This window comes from Paracoccus everestensis (genome assembly GCF_021491915.1).
Taxonomy (GTDB): domain Bacteria; phylum Pseudomonadota; class Alphaproteobacteria; order Rhodobacterales; family Rhodobacteraceae; genus Paracoccus; species Paracoccus everestensis.
Genome location: NZ_CP090836.1, coordinates 1,787,835 through 1,805,520, shown reverse-complemented (window position 1 = coordinate 1,805,520; position 17,686 = coordinate 1,787,835). Strand labels below are relative to the sequence as shown.

At 60.7% G+C, this 17,686-nt stretch carries 11 protein-coding genes and 4 pseudogenes; 9 read left to right on the top strand and 6 right to left on the bottom strand.

Going from position 1 to position 17,686, the window contains the following annotated elements; genetic code table 11:
- Positions 1-5: 5 nt before the first annotated feature.
- Positions 6-581: pseudogene (locus tag LZ585_RS08935) on the top strand (IS630 family transposase); the annotation flags it as partial.
- 225 nt (positions 582-806) lie between these two features.
- Positions 807-980, top strand: coding sequence for a hypothetical protein (locus LZ585_RS08930; protein ID WP_234853246.1), 174 nt, complete (start codon positions 807-809; stop codon positions 978-980).
- A 288-nt stretch (positions 981-1,268) separates the two neighbouring features.
- Here the strand turns inward: LZ585_RS08930 and tnpC are convergent, their stop codons facing one another.
- The 3 genes from tnpC to tnpA all read right to left on the bottom strand — a co-directional run bounded on the left by tnpC (position 1,269) and on the right by tnpA (position 3,784).
- Complete coding sequence (gene tnpC, locus LZ585_RS08925) at positions 1,269-2,921, bottom strand: IS66 family transposase (RefSeq protein ID WP_234853245.1); 1,653 nt, start codon at positions 2,919-2,921, stop codon at positions 1,269-1,271.
- Between the two features lie 63 nt (positions 2,922-2,984).
- Positions 2,985-3,317, bottom strand: a complete 333-nt coding sequence (gene tnpB / locus LZ585_RS08920) for an IS66 family insertion sequence element accessory protein TnpB (protein WP_234853244.1) — start codon at positions 3,315-3,317, stop codon at positions 2,985-2,987.
- A gap of 17 nt (positions 3,318-3,334) precedes the next feature.
- On the bottom strand, positions 3,335-3,784 hold the full coding sequence (gene tnpA / locus LZ585_RS08915) for an IS66-like element accessory protein TnpA (RefSeq protein WP_256445610.1): 450 nt from the start codon (positions 3,782-3,784) through the stop codon (positions 3,335-3,337).
- 381 nt (positions 3,785-4,165) lie between these two features.
- Here tnpA and LZ585_RS08910 point away from each other — a divergent pair, with 381 nt between their 5' ends.
- The 6 genes and pseudogenes from LZ585_RS08910 to LZ585_RS08880 all read left to right on the top strand — a co-directional run bounded on the left by LZ585_RS08910 (position 4,166) and on the right by LZ585_RS08880 (position 12,067).
- Positions 4,166-5,392, top strand: a complete 1,227-nt coding sequence (locus tag LZ585_RS08910; RefSeq protein WP_234853242.1) for an IS256 family transposase — start codon at positions 4,166-4,168, stop codon at positions 5,390-5,392.
- 225 nt (positions 5,393-5,617) lie between these two features.
- Positions 5,618-6,969, top strand: a pseudogene (locus LZ585_RS08905) (IS3 family transposase).
- 361 nt (positions 6,970-7,330) lie between these two features.
- Positions 7,331-8,288, top strand: a protein-coding gene (locus tag LZ585_RS14950; protein ID WP_390625058.1) for an IS630 family transposase whose coding sequence is annotated in 2 segments (ribosomal slippage) — positions 7,331-7,669 and positions 7,671-8,288 — 957 coding nt in all. Because the reading frame shifts where the segments join, the coding sequence is not laid out codon by codon here.
- Between the two features lie 306 nt (positions 8,289-8,594).
- Positions 8,595-9,539, top strand: coding sequence for a substrate-binding domain-containing protein (locus LZ585_RS08890; protein ID WP_234853240.1), 945 nt, complete (start codon positions 8,595-8,597; stop codon positions 9,537-9,539).
- A gap of 49 nt (positions 9,540-9,588) precedes the next feature.
- The gene (locus LZ585_RS08885; RefSeq protein WP_234853239.1) at positions 9,589-11,091 is read left to right on the top strand and encodes a sugar ABC transporter ATP-binding protein; all 1,503 of its coding nucleotides are present in this window, start codon (positions 9,589-9,591) and stop codon (positions 11,089-11,091) included.
- Entirely contained in the window at positions 11,081-12,067 is a 987-nt protein-coding gene (locus LZ585_RS08880) for an ABC transporter permease (RefSeq protein WP_234853238.1), read from the top strand. Before LZ585_RS08885 ends, LZ585_RS08880 begins: the two co-directional genes overlap by 11 nt.
- A 178-nt stretch (positions 12,068-12,245) precedes the next feature.
- Here LZ585_RS08880 and LZ585_RS08875 read toward each other — a convergent pair.
- Positions 12,246-12,803 (bottom strand): annotated as a pseudogene (locus LZ585_RS08875) (transposase); the annotation flags it as partial.
- A 71-nt stretch (positions 12,804-12,874) separates the two neighbouring features.
- Here LZ585_RS08875 and LZ585_RS08870 point away from each other — a divergent pair.
- Positions 12,875-14,000 (top strand): annotated as a pseudogene (locus tag LZ585_RS08870) (IS3 family transposase).
- 660 nt (positions 14,001-14,660) lie between these two features.
- Here LZ585_RS08870 and LZ585_RS08865 read toward each other — a convergent pair.
- Both LZ585_RS08865 and LZ585_RS08860 read right to left on the bottom strand, forming a co-directional pair.
- Positions 14,661-15,713 carry a 2,3-butanediol dehydrogenase gene (locus LZ585_RS08865; protein ID WP_234853237.1) on the bottom strand — a complete coding sequence of 351 codons (1,053 nt, stop codon included), beginning with the start codon at positions 15,711-15,713 and terminating at the stop codon, positions 14,661-14,663.
- A 63-nt stretch (positions 15,714-15,776) separates the two neighbouring features.
- Complete coding sequence (locus LZ585_RS08860; RefSeq protein ID WP_234853236.1) at positions 15,777-17,576, bottom strand: NAD(P)/FAD-dependent oxidoreductase; 1,800 nt, start codon at positions 17,574-17,576, stop codon at positions 15,777-15,779.
- Positions 17,577-17,686 lie beyond the last annotated feature (110 nt).

Genomic DNA, 17,686 nt, shown 5'->3' with positions numbered 1-17,686 from the left:
GTATAAAAAACTTTGCCGAACTGGCGCGCGCAGCCTTGCCTAACGAAGCGCAAGGAAAGCCCTTGGAGATTTGGTTCCAAGATGAGGCCAGGGTGGGCCAGCAGGGAACATTGACACGCGTGTGGGCGAGAAAGGGCACACGCCCGCGGGCGCCAAAAGACTGCCGCTACGCCTGGGCCTACATCTTCGGGGCGGTCTGCCCGGCCCGCAGGATCGGTGCGGCGCTCGTCATGCCCTACGCGAACACGGAGGCGATGAACGCCCACCTGGCCGAAATCAGCGGGCAGGTATCGCCCGGTGCACACGCGCTCCTTGTTCTCGATGGCGCCGGCTGGCACAGCTCCACAGACCTCATCATCCCGCCCAACATCAGCCTGCTGCCACTGCCACCTTACAGTCCGGAACTGAACCCGGTCGAGAACCTCTGGCAGTTCCTCCGTCAGAACACCCTCGCGAACCGGGTCTTCGACAGCTACGACGCCATTGTCGACGTCTGCTGCGATGCCTGGAACACCCTCCTCGCAATGCCGGAACGCGTCGCTTCAATCACCTCACGCGATTGGGCGCAGGTCAGTGGATAATGCCGTTGGTATAATATTGCAAGATCACTAAGGCGACTGATCCGCGCTTAGACCTCCGCGCTCTGCACGGACTTCGAAGAGGCTATGCTTAGCCCGTCCCCAAAAAGGGAAACTTGCACATCAGGCCGATCGTCGCGCCGAGCCTTGCGGTTCAGCTACCAGAGCCCCAACTCCGGAGGAGACCCCGCTACACGCGACAGGACAAACCGGATGAAAAACCCTTTCATGAGCATATGGTTGAGTAACGCAAACCGTGCGCTCGGTGTAGGCCGCGGGTTGGTAACGGCCGAGCTGCGCCGACAGCAGAGTGCTGCCACCAAAGAGGCGATGCGCGCGATCGGCTTGGGGGGTGCTGCAAAGCCGAAGAAGAAAAAACCCGCGACACGGAAGGCAAAATAGCCCCGCCAGACAAATTTTCGCAGAAGTCTCATAACTCATACTCCAAGAGGGGTCCCCAGCCGAGTGCTGAAGTTTAGGGATCTGAGCCGCCGGCAATATCCTTCCTACGGTCTAACGAGCTTCCAAAGTCGTCCTCGTCACCGCGAGGCTTACCCACTGCGTATGGCGCAACGGCCACGTTGAGTTAATTGTAAGCGGCGGCTACGCCCCATTGATTTTCTGATTGCTTCGGGGCGGCCTGCTGCTTGGCTGTTGTGCTATGAGCTCACCGGGGAGTCCCGGACGAGGTCATTGTGAGGCGATGGTCTGCCTTGCATAAGCCCAGGGCATCAAGGCGTCGATGTCCTTGGCCAAGTGGCCGTTGGCAAGACGGGTGAACAGATCGCACAGGTAGGCGTAGGGTTCGACACCGTTCATCTTGCAGGTGCCGATCAGGCTGGCGAAGCAGGCCCAACTCCTGCCACCCTCGTCGTGACCGGCAAAAAGTGCATTTCGGCGATTCATGGCCGGGCTGCGGATGGCATTTTCCACCAGGTTGGAGTCCATGTCGACGCGGCCATCGTCAAGAAACAGCCGAAAGCCGTCCTGACGCTTCAGCATGTAGGTCATCGCCACGCCGAGGTCGGACTTGCGCGAGACGCGCGCGGCCTGGGCTGACAGCCAGGCGAAGAAGGCATCCACCAAGGGACGGGACAGGTCCTGGCGAACCGCCCGGCGCTCATCGGGATCGGCGCCGCGGATGCTGTCCTCGATCTTGTAAAGGGCCGCAATGCGCAGCAGCGCCTCATCGACGATGGGCGAGCCCTTCTTGGGCTTGGCCTTGATCAGCTTGCGCCGTCCATGCGCCCAACAGAAGGCCAGACGCAGTGGCTTGCCGCCTGTGCGTTTCGGCGTGGCCAGATGGGAATAGCCGCCATAAGCATCGACCTGGATCGTGCCGTTGAAGCCCTCAAGGATCTCGGCGGCATATTCGCCGTTCCGCCCCGGCCGGTAGTGGAACACCACTCCCGGCGGCGCAGGGCCGTTCCAGCCACGATCATCGCGCAGCACCGCCCAGAGATAGCCGGTTTTCGTCTTGCCGCGCCCCGGATCGAGCACCGGGGCGGTGGTCTCGTCGACATAAAGCCGGGTGCTGTCTGTCATCAGGCGTTTGGCCATATGCTCGACCACAGGAGCGATCAGCGCGCCCGTGCGACCCATCCAATCGGCGAGCACCGAGCGGTCGATCGGCACGCCGTGACGAGCCATCACCATGGCCTGCCGGTTCAGCGGCATGTGCTCGGAATGCTTGGAGACGGCAATCTGCGCCAGAAGCGCCTCGGTGGGCCAGCTGCCCTCCAGCAGATGCGCCGGGGCCTTGGCCTGCACCACGCCCGCACGTCCCTTGGGACAAGCGTATCGGGGGCGCACCGTGACAATGACCTGATAGCGCGCCGGGATGTAATCCAGCCGCTCGGTCCGGTCCTCGCCGATCCGGACCATGTCGCCGCAGCCGCAGGGACAGGCGATGCTGTCGGGTTCGATCACGCGCAGGGCGCGCGGCAGGCCTTCAGGCAGGGCCCGCGCCTTGCGAGGCGCCCGGGGCGTTTTCTTCTCGGGGTCAGGCTCACTGGCCGCGATCCTGTCCTCGACAGCGGCGATCCGGGCCTGCGTCTCGGCGATGGCCGTTTCCAGATCTTCCAGTGCCAGTTCCAGTTGCGCCGGGTCCAGCTTCTCCGACTTCGGCCCGAACTTCGTGCGCCGGTAGTCCTGAACCTGGCCTTCCAGCCGCTCGATCAGCGCTTTCAACTCGGTGATGAAAGCGTCTTTCTCCGCCACCACCGCCTGCTCATGCTGACGCGCCGCACGCTCCACGGAGAGCTCGAACTGGACGGCCCCAAAGGCCTTCACCACCTCGGGCGGCAAGTTCGGAAACAGACTGAGATCGAAGGATTGCGACATGCGCCTTCTTACCCGATCCGGTGCAGAAAGCCCAGCAAAACAATGCCAAAGCCGCCTGCTGAGTCACCCTGCCGCAGTCGGCGGAAGCACTTTCGGCGTGCTCATCCCAAGCCACGCCGCGCCTTCGAACAGGGCCTCATATTGCGCTCGTGACAGCTGCATCACCCCGTCCTGAACCCGGGGCCAGCAGAACTTTGAAACTTCCAGAACCTTGTAGATCAGCACCATGCCAGTGCCGTCCCATACCAGGATCTTCAGCCTGTCACCGCGCTTCGAGCGGAACACCACCGTCACACCCGAATACGGATCCAGCTTCAGCTCCGTCTGCACCATCAGCGCCAAAGCGTTATGCCCGCAGCGGAAATCCACCGGCTTCGTCGCGATCAGGATCGGCAATCTCTGTCCCGCGACGATCATGTTGCACTGCGCAAGGCACGGATCAGGGCTGCTGCCCGCTCGACGGGAACATCGCTCGGCACACGCAGCACCACATCGTCACCGATCTCGACGCTCATGACACCAGACAAGATCTCGGCTCTCTCCGGCAGCTTCGCCGATCTCGTCGGTTCGGCCGCAATGGCCAAGGGAACAAAGACCGGATCGCCAAGAACCTTGGACGGCAGCGACAGCCCCTCCAGCAGATCAGCCGGAAGCGCAAGAAGCCCCTCGCGAGCCCGGCGCCGCCAATCCGAAAGCTGGTGCGGGACAAGATCATGGCGTGCCGCGACATCAACCACCCGCGCCCCAGGAGCGAGGCTCTCTGCCACAATCCGAGCCTTTACCTCGTCTGGCCACCGCCGGTTTCCGCGCCGAGGCTCAACAACCTCGCACTGACCAACAAAACCTTCCACACTGCCTGCCATATCGCCTCTCCGTCTGCTTCAACGGACAGGTGGCAGAGACCACCCAAGCCAGGAATGCGCAAAATCAATGGGGCAGAGACGGCGCATACAGTTAATTCATGGCAATTCTGGGTATGGCCGCTCCCTTTCGTGGATCGTTTGCGAACGAACCTAGGTACGCAGACGCCTTCGGAGGGGGCCAACTCAGAACGCCGATGCGCATGAGGGTCTCCCTTTCGAGCGCGCAAGTTCTTCCGCCGGTTCTGTTTTGCAAGCGAATTCAATCAGACAGCAGGCTTGCGGGTCGTGTCTCGGAAGTGGTAGAAATTGGCTGGCGGCGTAATCTCCGGGTGAACCAACACCCACCCAACCGGCGGCGGCAACCGCCAGGGAGATCACGCCATGAAGCAGAATACCGACAGCTCGTCCTTTTCGCTACTGCCCGACGCAGGCGGGTATGATCCGATCGAGGACCGCCTGCGGGCGAATGTCCGTGCCACCATTGAGGCCATGTTTGAAGAGGAACTGGCCGAATTTCTTGGCCGTCTTCGCTATGGTCGCAGTGACGAGGGTGCCAAGGGTTACCGCCACGGGCACCGGGAGCGACAGCTTACCGGCACATTCGGCACCGAGACGGTGCGGGTGCCACGTGCCCGGATCGAGAACGAGACCGGAAAGGTCACCGAATGGCGCTCGAAGGCCCTGCCACGCTACAGGCGGCTGACGAAGAAGGCCGAGGCCCTGATCGCAGCGGTCTACCTGGCTGGCACCAACACGCGCCGCGTCAAGCGGGCGTTGTTCGGGCTGTTCGAAGGCGCGGTGAGCAAGGATGTGGTCAGCCGGGCCTGGCGCAAGGTGAAGGTCGACTGGGACGCCTGGTCCACCCGCGACCTGGCCGAGGAGGATATCGTTCGGCTTATCCTCGATGGCACCGTGATCAAGACCCGGCTGGACCGCAAGGCCACCAATATCTCGGTGCTGGCGGCGATCGGGGTGCGGCGCGACGGGCAAAAGGTTCTTCTCGCCATCAGGAACATGGGCGGCGAAAGCACGGCTGCCTGGAGCAGGTTCCTTGCCGACTTGGATGCCCGGGGCCTGCGGCGGCCCGAATTCGTGATCGTTGACGGCGCCCCTGGCCTTGAGGCCGCGCTTGTGGCGCTCTGGGGCGGGGACCTGCCCATCCAGCGCTGCACGGTTCACAAGCACCGCAACCTGCTCGGCCACGCCCCCAAGCGCCTGCATGACGAGCTGAGTGAAGACTATCGCGACATGATCTACGCTGACACAGCCGCTGAGATCGAGAAGCGTCGCAAGGCGTTCCTTCGCAAATGGACGCTGAAGTGCCGGGCCGTGGCCGATAGCCTTGAGGAAGCAGGAGACCGGCTCTTCAGCTTCACCCGCCTCGATCCCTCGCAATGGAAATCCGCAAGAACCACCAATGCCATCGAGCGCCTGAACGAAGAGTTCCGCCGCCGCATCAAGACCCAGACCGTGCTGCCCTGTGCGGAAACCGTGCCCATGCTGCTCTGGGCGCTCCTGGCCTCGGGCCAAATCCAGATGCGAAAGGTCGACGGCTGGGAAACCCTTTCTCAGCCACTCGTGCCGATGTCCCTTGACCTCGCGGCCTGACTGGAGCCAACGTCACATGCCCGGAGCCCGCTGCCCGGCAATTTCCACCACATTCGCGACACGACCGGCTTGCGATGCCGCGTTAGCTGTTCGTATGCATATGCCTGGTTCAGCAGTTCTGCCTCGGACCATTGCAGGCCTGTCTGACGTCAGCGCCCATGGGACAGATTAGGCAGATTGCGTGACGGAGGGTTTTTGGCTCATCGTAGCCCTTATGGAGCGAAGATGAGCAAGAAGCCCATGACGACGAAAGCCGAGGCGGAGAAGGCGGTCAAAGATATCCGCCGGGCGACGCGCAAGATCCACAACGCCGAAGAGAAGATCAGGATTGTCCTGACGGGGCTTCGGGGCGAGGACAGCATTGCCGAGCTGTGCCGCCGCGAAGGGATCGCCCAGAGCTTGTATTACAGCTGGTCGAAGGAATTCCTCGAGGCCGGCAAGAAGCGCCTCGCCGGCGACACTGCCCGACAGGCGACCAGTGGCGAGGTCAAGGACCTGCGCGCCGAGGCACTGGCGCTCAAGGAGGTTGTGGCCGACCTCACCCTTGAGAACCGCCTGCTCAAAAAAAACACGAGCGGGGCTGGGGGCGAGCACGCATGAGATATCCAGCGTCCGAGAAGCTCGAGATCATCCGCATCGTCGAGCAATCCCACCTGCCGGTCCGTCGGACCCTGGCACAGATCGGGGTGCCGCCCACGACCTTTTACCGGTGGTATGATCGATACGTCGAACACGGCCCGGAGGGGCTGGAAGATCGCCCCTCACGACCGTCCAGGGTCTGGAACCGCATTCCCGACGCTGTACGGGACCGGATTGTCGCTCTGGCGCTCGAAGAGCCCGACCTGTCGCCGCGGGAACTGGCTGTTCGTTTCACGGATACAGAAAAGTATTTCGTGTCAGAAGCGTCCGTGTATCGGCTGCTGAAGTCCTATGACCTGATCACCAGCCCGGCCTATGTGGTTGTCAAGGCCGGGGACGAGTTCAGGGACAAGACCACCCGGCCAAACCAGATGTGGCAAACCGACTTCACCTATCTCAAGGTGACAGGCTGAGGATGGTTCTATCTGTCCACTGTGCTCGATGACTTTTCCCGCTATATCGTTGGCTGGAAGCTGTGCACCAGCATGGCGGCCGACGATGTCAGCGCGACGCTTGATATCGCCCTTGCTGCATCCGGATGTGACAGCGCCGCCGTGCTGCACAAGCCGCGGCTGCTCAGCGACAATGGCCCGTGCTACATCGCCGGTGAGCTGGCTGAATACCTCGAAGAAAATGGCATGGATCATGTCCGCGGCGCCCCCAATCACCCTCAGACGCAGGGCAAGATCGAACGCTGGCACCAGACCCTCAAGAACCGCATCCTTCTGGAAAACTACTACCTGCAGGGCGAACTCGAGGCGGCCATCGCAGCCTTTGTCGAGCATTACAACAACCACCGCTATCACGAGAGCCTTGGCAACCTCACGCCCGCTGACGTCTACTTCGGACGCGGCCCGGCCATTCTGGCAGAAAGGGAGAAGATCAAGAAACTGACCATCCAAAGCCGGCGCTTGAACCATCAGTGCCAGGCAGCATAACCTCAACCTACAGAGCCAGAGCCCTCCAGACCAAAATCAGGCTGCCTGTTCCAAATCATTCGACGACGGACAGCCCCATTCAGAAGTGCCTGGGCGACCGTGGCGTAAGGCCCCTCGGTCGAGAATAGCAGGCCGATCTGAAGTGAGATGTGTTCCAAGCTCGTGTCCACGTGAAAACAGCCCTGAGGCAGCGAGTGCCCAGGGCGGAGTTGCCATTATGTCGATGTCATCAGAGCTGTGCATGACGGCGCAGTTGCCTAGCACATCTCACACGCTAGAGCGTATTTCAGCCATCAAGATTCAGGATTCCCAGCCTGCCAATGATGTGATTCCCTTCTGCTGAGGCAGATGGAGATTTCAGATGGGCAAGCCACATCCAGCAGAGCTTCGTAGCCGGGTTATCGGCTACGTGGACGAAGGTCACGGACACCGTCAGGCGGCCCGGCACTTTCGGGTGTCGCCGAAATTCGTCAATGATCTGGTGAAGCTGCGACGCGAGATCGGATGTTTGACCCCGAGGCGACAAGGCAATGGCGGCGGACATGGCAAGCTGGTGGGCATGACCGGCTGGCTCAAGGCCCGCGTCACGGCCAAAAGCGGGATCACGCTTGATGAACTCGTAGCCGAGTTGGCTGAGACGCATGGCATCGATGTCCACCGCGCCACCGTCTGGCGCGTTCTGCGGGGTCTCGGACTGAGCCATAAAAAAAACTCTGCAGGCGCTTGAACAAAAGCGAAAGGACGTCGCCGCTCTGCGCCATGTCTGGATCGCGAGACGCCAGCCTTTCATGGCCAATCACCTGGAGCGATTGGCGTTTGTTGATGAGACCGGGGTCAAGACGAACATGGCCAAGACCTCCGGCTGGGCACCCTGCGGGCAGCGCCTCGTTGATCATGCGCCGTTCGGGCATTGGCGCACCCAGACCTTTGTCGCGGCCCTGCGCCATGACCGGTTGGATGCGCCCTGGGTAATCGACGGCGCAATGAACGCCGAGATGTTCGATCTCTACACCAAAACCCAGTTGGTCCCGACACTCCGGCCCGGCGATGTCGTCATTCTGGACAATCTCTCCAGCCACAAGAGCCCTGCCGCAGCGGCAGCACTGCGCGATGTTGGCGCGTGGTTCCTTTTCCTGCCGCCATACAGCCCCGACCTCAACCCGATCGAGATGGCCTTCGCCAAACTCAAGACGCTGATCAGAAAAGCCGCCGCCCGCACCTACGATCAGCTTTGGGCTGCGGTTGGCCAGGTCTGCGATCTGTTCTCCGATGAGGAGTGCTACAACTACTTCAAAGCCGCAGGGTATGAGACCGATTGAGTGCAACAGGCTCTAAGGCCGGGAGAAGAGACCTGTCAATCAGCAAAGAGGTTGAGGCGCGGAAGGTGCCTTGATTTTCATCACCGCTTTGCTTTCACTGGCGCTGGCAAGATCATGAAGACGGGGCCAATCCGGGTGTGAGATTACTAAAGCTGCGTCCATAGAATGGCCGGCTGCCTGTACGCCCCAGTCCATTCTGTGGCGGCTGTAAATTCAGAATCCGGCGTGTGATGGTGCCCTCGGAAATCTGATTCGCGTCATACGATAGTCGTCGACGCACACAGTGGTCCATCGAGGAGGAATAACATGAGAACACTGGTGACACTTCTGGCGGGATTGGCCATCGCGTCGCCCATCGTAGCCTTGGCACAGGATGCGCCAGGCACCACCAAGAAGGACAGCTATCGCTTTCTGATCGTGCCAAAGGTTGTCCATCCTTGGTTCGACAAGGTGAACGAAGGTGCACAGATGGCCGCGGCCGCCCTTGAGGCGCAGACCGGCGCCGATGTCGAGATCGTTTATTCTGCTCCTCAGACGGCTGACGTCGTCCAGCAAGTGCAGATCGTCGAAAGCGCCATTTCCACCCAGCCCGACGGCATTGCCATCGACCTTCTGGATCCATCGGGCAACCGTGCATCGCTGGAAGCAGCACAAAGCCAAGACATTCCGCTGGTCATCTTCGACTCAGTGCCACCCGAAGGGATGAAGATTCCCTATATAGGCTCCGATTTCTGTGAGCAGGCGAAGATGGCCTCCCGCCGTCTGGTCGAGGTGCTAGGCGGCGAAGGTGAGGTCGCGATCATGATGGGCGTGCCCACTGCGCCGAACCACTCGATCCGCGCCGACTGCCACCGCGAAGTCTTTGCTGAGCATCCTGGCATCAAGGTTGTGGCTGAAGGCATCGACAACGACAGCATCGAGATTGCGCAGCAGCAGGCAGCTGCGATCATGCAGGCAAACCCGAACTTGAAGGGCTGGGTCGCCTCAGATGCCGCTGGTCCCATTGGGATCGGTCAAGCAATCATTGAGGCAGGCAAGGAAGGCGACGTCACACTGGTCGGTCTCGACAACCTTCCCGAGATGCTGGACATGATCCGTTCCGGTGTGGCTGACAGCTCCTCTGCATCCCAGCCGGAGCTCCAAGGTTACTGGTCGGTGATGCTTCTCTGGGCGCAGGTCACAGGCGCGCCAGTGCCCGACTACCTGGACACCGGAAACGCCTTTCTCACGAAAGAAAACGTGGACGGTTGATTTAGTAGGCAGCCGGCCTTCGGGCCGGTTGCTTTCTTTTGGAGGAAATATGGCATATCTCGAAGCGAGAGGCTTGGGGCGCGACTTTCCGGGTGTAACAGCCCTTGATGGCGTCGATTTATCGATCGAACTCGGTCGGACCCATGTTTTGGCTGGAGAGAACGGGGCCGGAAAATCAACGCTGGTGAAAATCCTGACGGGTACCGATCATGCCAGCCGCGGCACGATCAGTATCGGTGGTCGTGATCCTGCGGCCCATGCCGAGCTGTTTCGCAACATTGCTTATGTTCCCCAGGAGCTATCACTGTTCCCGGATGTCAGCGTGGCGGAAAACCTGTTCATGCCCTTTGACCGCACTGGCCACGGCGGGCTGGTCAACCGCCGGCAAATGCAGGCTGAGGCGCAGAAGTACCTAGATCGCTTTGGGATTGAGGCTCGTCCCTCAGACCTTGTTCGTCATATCTCCGTACCGGACCAGCAACTGCTGCAGATCGCGCGGGCGTCCACCAACCGTGCCATGAAGGTGCTGATCCTGGACGAACCGACGTCCGCCTTGACGGCACGGGAGGTTGACCGTGTCTTCCGCGTCATTCGTGGGTTCCTGGACCGTGATCACGCTATCGTCTTCATCTCTCATAAGATGGACGAGGTTTTCGCTATCGGCGACGACTACACTGTCCTGCGCAACGGCAAAAAGGTAGATGCCGGACGGATCGCCGAAATTGACGAGCCTGCATTGATCCGTTCCATGTCAGGCCGTGACGTTGCCATTGATGAGCATTTCCGTCCCGACTGCCCGGCCACTGATTCGATCATGCAGGTTGAGAACTTGTCAGGGACGATGTTCGAACACGTGAACTTCACGCTAAAACGTGGTGAAATTCTGGGTTTTGCCGGATTGGTCGGTGCCGGTCGGTCGGAACTGATGCAGACAATCTTCGGCTTCCGCAAGGCAAGTGGAGGCCATGTGACTGTCGAGGGGCAGGGCTGGCGGCTGAATGACCCGGCGGCCTCAGTTGAGGGCGGGATGCTGTATCTGTCCGAGGAACGCAAGCACCACGGCATCTTTCCGCTGCTATCATTGCGGGAGAACATTGGCATTTCTGTTCTTTCCCTAACCTCGGGTGCCCTTGGTATTGATGCTGGCAAAGAGCGCAGCATCATCGCTCGGGTGATTGATGACTATGGGATCCGTGCATCAGGGCCGGGCCAACGCATGGCCACCCTTTCGGGCGGCAACCAGCAGAAGGCGATCATTGGCCGCGCCATGGCCACGACGCCTCGTATCCTGATCTTTGACGAACCCACCAAAGGCATCGATATCCGCACCAAGGCTGAAATCTATCGCATCATGAAAGCACTGGCTGAGCAAGGCGTCGGAGTCATCTTGATATCTTCCGAGATGACCGAGCTACGTCGCTGCGCCAGCCGCATCATCACCATGCATGGTGGCCAAATTACCGGCAATTTCGACGCCGCCACAACCGATACCGAAACGCTAGTGGGGGCTATCTTCGCTACCACACCACAGGAAGCTACCCATGTCGTCTGACGCCTCCGCGCAAAGCCCATCCGCCCTGTCGATCCTGATCCGCAATCCGCTGGCCGGTGTCTTTGTGGCCTTGGTCATAATCTTCGCCATCTCGGCAATCATTTCGCCCTACTTCCTGACCGGCTACAACATGTCTGTGATCGCACGAGGTCTGGCTTTCGTGGGTCTGGTAACGATCGCACAGTCCTCGCTGATGATCCTTGGCGAACTCGATCTGTCCCTGGGCACCATAGGCGGCCTCTGCGGCGTGGTATCGGGGATGCTGATGGTGCAGGCCGGCCTGCCCTGGCCGGTGGCGCTCGTATTGGCCTTGTTGCTGGGCATGGCGCTTGGTTGCCTCAACGGCTTTCTCGTAACTGTACTTGGATTGCACTCGCTTGTGCTGACGATCGGCACGGCGGGTATCTATGGTGGCGCGATCCTGGTTCTCACGAAAGGTGTAGCGATCACGGGCATCCCTGCGGGGATCCAGTTCCTGGGCCGAGGCGACTTCCTGGGAGTCCCGGTGCCCTTTCTCATCATGCTGGCGGTGCTTGTCATCGCGTTGTTCCTGACACTCAAAACGCCAATGGGCCGCTACATGTATGCCATCGGCAACAATGCTGCAGCAGCGCGGATGCTCGGCATTCGGGTAGACCGCATCCGGCTGCTCGTCTTCACTTTCGCGGGCATGTTGTCGGCCTTGGCGGGGCTGCTGATGGTAGCTCGCCTGGGCACAGCGCAACCCTCCATCGGCCAGGCTTGGGTCCTGGCGCCCATCGCCGCTGCAGTCATTGGCGGAGTGGCAACAACAGGCGGTGTCGGGTCGCCCCTAGGAGCGATATTCGGTGCCGGCATCATCGCAATCATTGAAAACATAATCGTGCTGTTTGGCGTATCGCCTTATTGGCAGGGCGTAGTGTCCGGCGTCATCGTGGTGCTAGCGATCTCTTTTGACGCTCTGTCGCGGCGATACCTGCGGAAGGAGAGCGTCTAGTCGTCGACCTCAGAGATAACTAACTAGAGGCGGAGAAGGTTCGACGGCAGGTCCGTTCCCTCCGCCATTTTCCCTAAGAGAACCTATCTCCCGTCCGAATTTTAACTGTCCGTCGTCGAATGATTTGGAACAGGCAGCCTGATTTTGGTCTGGAGGGCTCTGGCTCTGTGGGTTGAGGTTATGCTGCCTGGCACTGATGGTTCAAGCGCCGGCTCTGGATGGTCAGTTTCCTGATCTTCTCCCTTTCTGCCAGGATGGCCGTGCCGCGTCCGAAGTAGACGTCAGCGGGCGTGAGATTGCCAAGGCTCTCGTGGTAGCGGTGGTTGTTGTAATGATCGACGAAGGCCGCGATGGCCGCCTCGAGTTCGCCTTGCAGGTAATAGTTTTCCAGCAGAATGCGGTTCTTGAGGGTCTGGTGCCAGCGCTCGATCTTGCCCTGCGTCTGAGGGTGATTGGGGGCGCCGCGGACATGGTTCATGCCATTTTCTTCGAGGTATTCGGCCAGGTCACCGGCGATGTAACACGGGCCATTGTCGCTGAGCAGCCGCGGCTTGTGCAGCACGGCGGCGCTGTCACATCCGGATGCAGCGAGCGCGATATCAAGCGTCGCGCTGACATCGTCCGCCGCCATGCTGGTGCACAGCTTCCAGCCCACGATGTAGCGGGAAAAGTCATCCAGCACCGTAGACAGGTAGAACCATCCCCAGCCTGTCACCTTGAGATAGGTGAAGTCGGTTGGTAATCCTCCCCATGGTTAAAGGGATGCGGAAGTAGAATTTTCTCGGCAAGTTGGACGAGGAGATTCAGATGAAGAAAACCCGTTTCACCGAGGCCCAGATCATGGGCGTGCTGCGTCAGGCCGAGGGTGGTTTGCCTGTGCCTGAACTGTGTCGCGAGCATGGGATCAGCAGCGCGACGTTTTACAAATGGCGTGCCAGGTATGGCGGCATGGATGCATCCATGATGGGCCAGATGAAGTTACTGGAGGACGAAAACCGGCGGCTGAAGCGCATGTTTGCCGATCTGAGCATGCAAGCCGATCTGCTCCGGGAGGCGCTTGGAAAAAAGTGACGCGGCCAGCTCAGCGTCGCGAGCTGGCCGCAAAGGCTGTGGCGACGAAGGGGATCAGCATTGCGCTGGCTTGCCGGGCATTCGGCGTCAGCGAGACCTGTTTCCGCTACAGCCCGAAGCGCGACAACGAGAACGAGCAGATCGCCGACCTGCTCATTGGGCTAACCAAGACCAGGAAGACTTGGGGCTTTGGCTTGTGTTTCCTGTATCTGCGCAACGTCCAGGGCCATGGTTGGAACCACAAACGCGTCTACCGGATCTATCGTGAGCTGGAACTGAACCTGAGGAGTGAGCCATGGAACGCCACTGGTCCGAGTGACCATGGCGAACGCCTCGCAAGCGGCTGAAGCGGGAGAAGTCCGAGGAACTGGCTGTGCCGGAAGCTCCCAACGCGGTCTGGTCCATGGACTTCATGGCAGATCGCCTTGGGGACGGGCGAGCCTTCCGTCTTCTGAACGTCCTGGACGACTTCAACCGCGAGGGCCTGGGCATCGAGGTGGACTTCTCGCTGCCGGCCGAGCGCGTCGTCCGGACCCTGAACCAAATCATCGAATGGCGGGGAGCACCAAAGGCGATCAGGGTTGATAACGGCCCGGAATATATCAGTGGCCGTCTGATGGAATGGGCCGAGGACAAGGGCATTACCCTGACCTATATCCAGCCCGGAAAGCCGCAGCAGAACGCTTACGTCGAGCGCTACAACCGGACAGTCCGGCACGAATGGCTGGACCTATACATCTTTGAAACCATCGAGGAGGTGCAGAACATCGCCACCGAGTGGCTCTGGACCTACAACAACGAACGCCCCAACATGGGCATCGGCGGGATCACCCCTGCCATGAAGCTGAGAATGGCCGCGTGAATTCTACGTCTGCGCCCCGTTAAAACGGGGAGGATTACCAAACCAGCGCAATCTAGTGGCGAAACACGGCTCGATACTCGCAAGGCGGGACCAATAGCAGAAACTGAGTCAACTGACTTAAACCCCGTCAGATACGTCGGCAGAAGGAACGCCTGTGTCGGAGAAGCTGGGCGAAACATCAGGTCGCGGGAGGCATGACCGACCGACGGGTTTTCAGGCGGTCGGTTCGCGGATGTTAAGCTTGCAATATAACTTTGGCGGCTCATCGGGCATGCCAATGCCCGGCCTCTTCGTCGCCTACGGAGAGCTATATTTATCCAAGCCAGGTGATGACCTGGCAAAGAATATCCTGTCGGAGCCATTCGCAGTCTAACAAGGGACGGGTTTTCAGGCGGTCGGTATTGAGATGGCCGGCCTTTCTATTCGGAATGCCACCGCTGCGCTCACGATGCTGACCTGCCCCCGGACCTTGCTGTACTTCCCTTCGCACTATGGCTGGTGCGAACCTGCGAACCTCGGGTGCGAACCCCAATTTCCGGTGCGCAACTGGAGAATGTGCGGGACAATGCCCACCGCATGGGAAACTGCACCGAAAGGACTCAGAAGGGGCGGGGGGTGAAAGAGGGCGGGCGCGGGTTCATCTCCCGCGCCTGGCTGCTTTCACTCAGGTGCTTCCACGAGGATCTTCACCTGGGATTTCTCCGCGGCCAGCGCTTCGAACCCTTCGGCCACGATTTCGTCGATGGCGATCCGCTTGGTCACCAGCTTTTCAGCGCTGAAATAGCCCTGCGTCATGAGTTCCATCACGGCTGGGTACACGTTGCGATAAGCAATGGTGCCCTGTAGCTGGCGTTCCTTCAGCACGACCGTGTTTGGTTGGAAGGCGGCGTCGGTTTCCCAGATTGAGACAATCAGGGTTTGGCCTTCGTGCCGCGTGGCGTTGATGCAATGCGCCAGAACCTGCGGCACGCCCGTCACCTCGAAGGCAACATGCACACCGCCGGTCGCCTCGCGGATCAGAGCAACGGCATCGGCGGACATCGGGTCTATCGCGGTGGTGGCGCCCAGATCCAGTGCCTTCTGCCGCCGCACCTCGGATGGCTCCACCACATGGATCTGGGCGGCACCGGCGACGCGCAATGCCTCGACAACCAGCAGTCCGATCGGACCAGCCCCGAAGACCGCTGCCGTGTCGCCGGCCTTGATCTTCGAAAGCCGTACGGCGTGCAGTGCCACGGCGGCCGGTTCCACCAGCGCGCCTTGCTCCATCGAGAGAGCCTCCGGCATCTTGTGAACCATGCGCGCGGGCACCACCGAATAGGCCGCAAAGCCGCCATGCCCACCGGACAGCCCCACGAAGCCCAGCGACTCGCAGAGGTTGTACTTGCCCTCCAGGCAGGCGGAACATGCACCACAGGCGAAAATCGGCTCGATCGCCACCCGGTCTCCTACGGCCAGGCCAGTGACCCCATCGCCCAACTCGGTGACGGTGCCGCAGTATTCATGGCCCATGGTGATCGGTGCCTTGTCGTGGCTGAGCGGATGGTCCTGTTCCACCGGCACGAAGATCGGGCCTGCGAGGTATTCGTGCAGGTCGCTGCCGCAGATGCCAGTCCAGGCAACCTTGACCTTGACCTCGCCCGCTCTTGGGCTTGGCTCTGCGACGTCCTCGACGCGGATGTCCTTCACGCCATGCCAACGTGCTGCTTTCATCTTTTTACTCCAACTCTTGAGGTATGGCGCGCCCGGCCGGGAGGCAGCCGGGCGCAAGATGCATCACGACAGGTGATGCACCTGCTGCAGGCCGTAGACGGGCGTGTCCATACCCTCCATCCGGGCCTTGAGCTGGAGTGCGAGATACAACGAGTAGTGCCGCGACTGGTGCAGGTTGCCGCCGTGGAACCACAGGTTCTGCTGCTGCGTGGGTTTCCACATGTTGCGCTGCTCGCCCTCCCAAGGGCCGGGATCCTTGGTCGTATCCGAGCCGAGACCCCAGACTTTGCCCACTTTGTCCGCAACCTCCTGGCTGATGAGATCGGCGGCCCAGCCGTTCATGCTGCCATAGCCGGTTGCCATGACGACAAGATCTGCCTCGAGCCGCGTGCCATCCGTCAGCACGACGGCATCTTCCTCGAAGTGATCGACCTGGCCCTTAACCAGCTTTACCTCGCCATCGATGATGAGCTGGCTGGCGCCCACGTCGATGTAGTAGCCCGAGCCGCGCCGCAGGTACTTCATGAACAGGCCCGATCCGTCCTCGCCCCAGTCCAGCTCAAACCCGGCCTTCTCCAGCCCCGCATAGAACTCGGCGTCGCGCTCGCGCATCTGCTTGTAAAGGGGGATCTGGAACTCGTGCATGATCCGGTAGGGCAGGGAGGCGAAGATCATGTCGGCCTTTTCGGTCGTCACGCCGTTTGCCAGCGCCTCCTCGGAATAAAGCGCACCAAGGCCGATCTCCATCAGGCTGTCCGACCGGACGATATGGGTCGAGGAGCGCTGCACCATGGTCACATCGGCATCTGCCTCCCACAGCGCGGCGCAGATATCATGGGCCGAATTGTTGGAGCCGACGACGACGACCTTCTTGCCGGTCCAGGCGTCCGGGCCCTTGTGCTGCGACGAATGTTGGATTTCGCCCTTGAAGCTCTCCATGCCGGGGAACTTCGGCATGTTTGGCTTGCCCGACATGCCGGTGGCCAGCACCAGCTGCGTGGGCCTCAGCGTGACCTGTTCGCCATCGCGGTTGACCTGTACGGTCCATGTGCCGGACGCTTCATCATATTGGGCTGACTGCACCTCCGAGCGCGTCCAGTAGTTGATCTCCATCACCTTGGTGTACATTTCCAGCCAGTCGCCGACTTTGTCCTTGGGCGTAAACACCGGCCAGTTGTCGGGAAACTTGATATAGGGCAGGTGGTCGTACCAGATCGGGTCATGAAGGCAGAGCGACTTGTAGCGGCTGCGCCACTGGTCACCAGGGCGGTCGTGCTTGTCCAGCACGATGGTCGGCACACCAAGCTGCCGCAGCCTTGCCCCAAGCGCGATCCCGCCCTGACCGCCGCCCACGATCACCGTGTAGGGTTGGGTGTCATAACCAAGGCGGGCCTCCTCGGTTTCGCGGCTTTCCTTCCAAGTGGTGCGGTTCTTCTGCGCGCCGTGCTCGGCGCCCATGGGGCGACGCTTGCCGCGGTTTTCCTCAAAGCCCTTCAGTTCCTGCATCGCCGTCAGCAGCGTCCAGATGCGGTCGTCCTTCAGCCTCATCAGGCCCCAGCCACGCCCCGCCTTTGTCTCGAAGGTGATCCAGGTGGTGATCACGCCGCCCTCCTCGGCAGGGATCTCTCCTGTCTGGATTCGGAAATTGCCGGGCCTCGTATGCTCCAACTGCTGCGACAGCATGTCGGCCACGCCCTCCGGGCCTTCGACTGTCTTCAGGTTCCACGTCACCGACACCAGATCGCGCCAATAGCTGTCGGCGGCGAACAGCGCCTTGGCGCTGTCTACATCTCCTGCGGCCAGCGCGGCATTGAGCGTATCCAGCACCGCCTGCGTGCGGGACGTCACGGTTGAATCAAGCATTGCGTCTCCTCCTCCTATGTTCGGAGAAGTATCGGGTGCGGTTCGACGCACGATCTAGGAAAATACCAGCGCAGGTGCCGAAAATTCGTCCGCTGCGATGCGGCATGTTG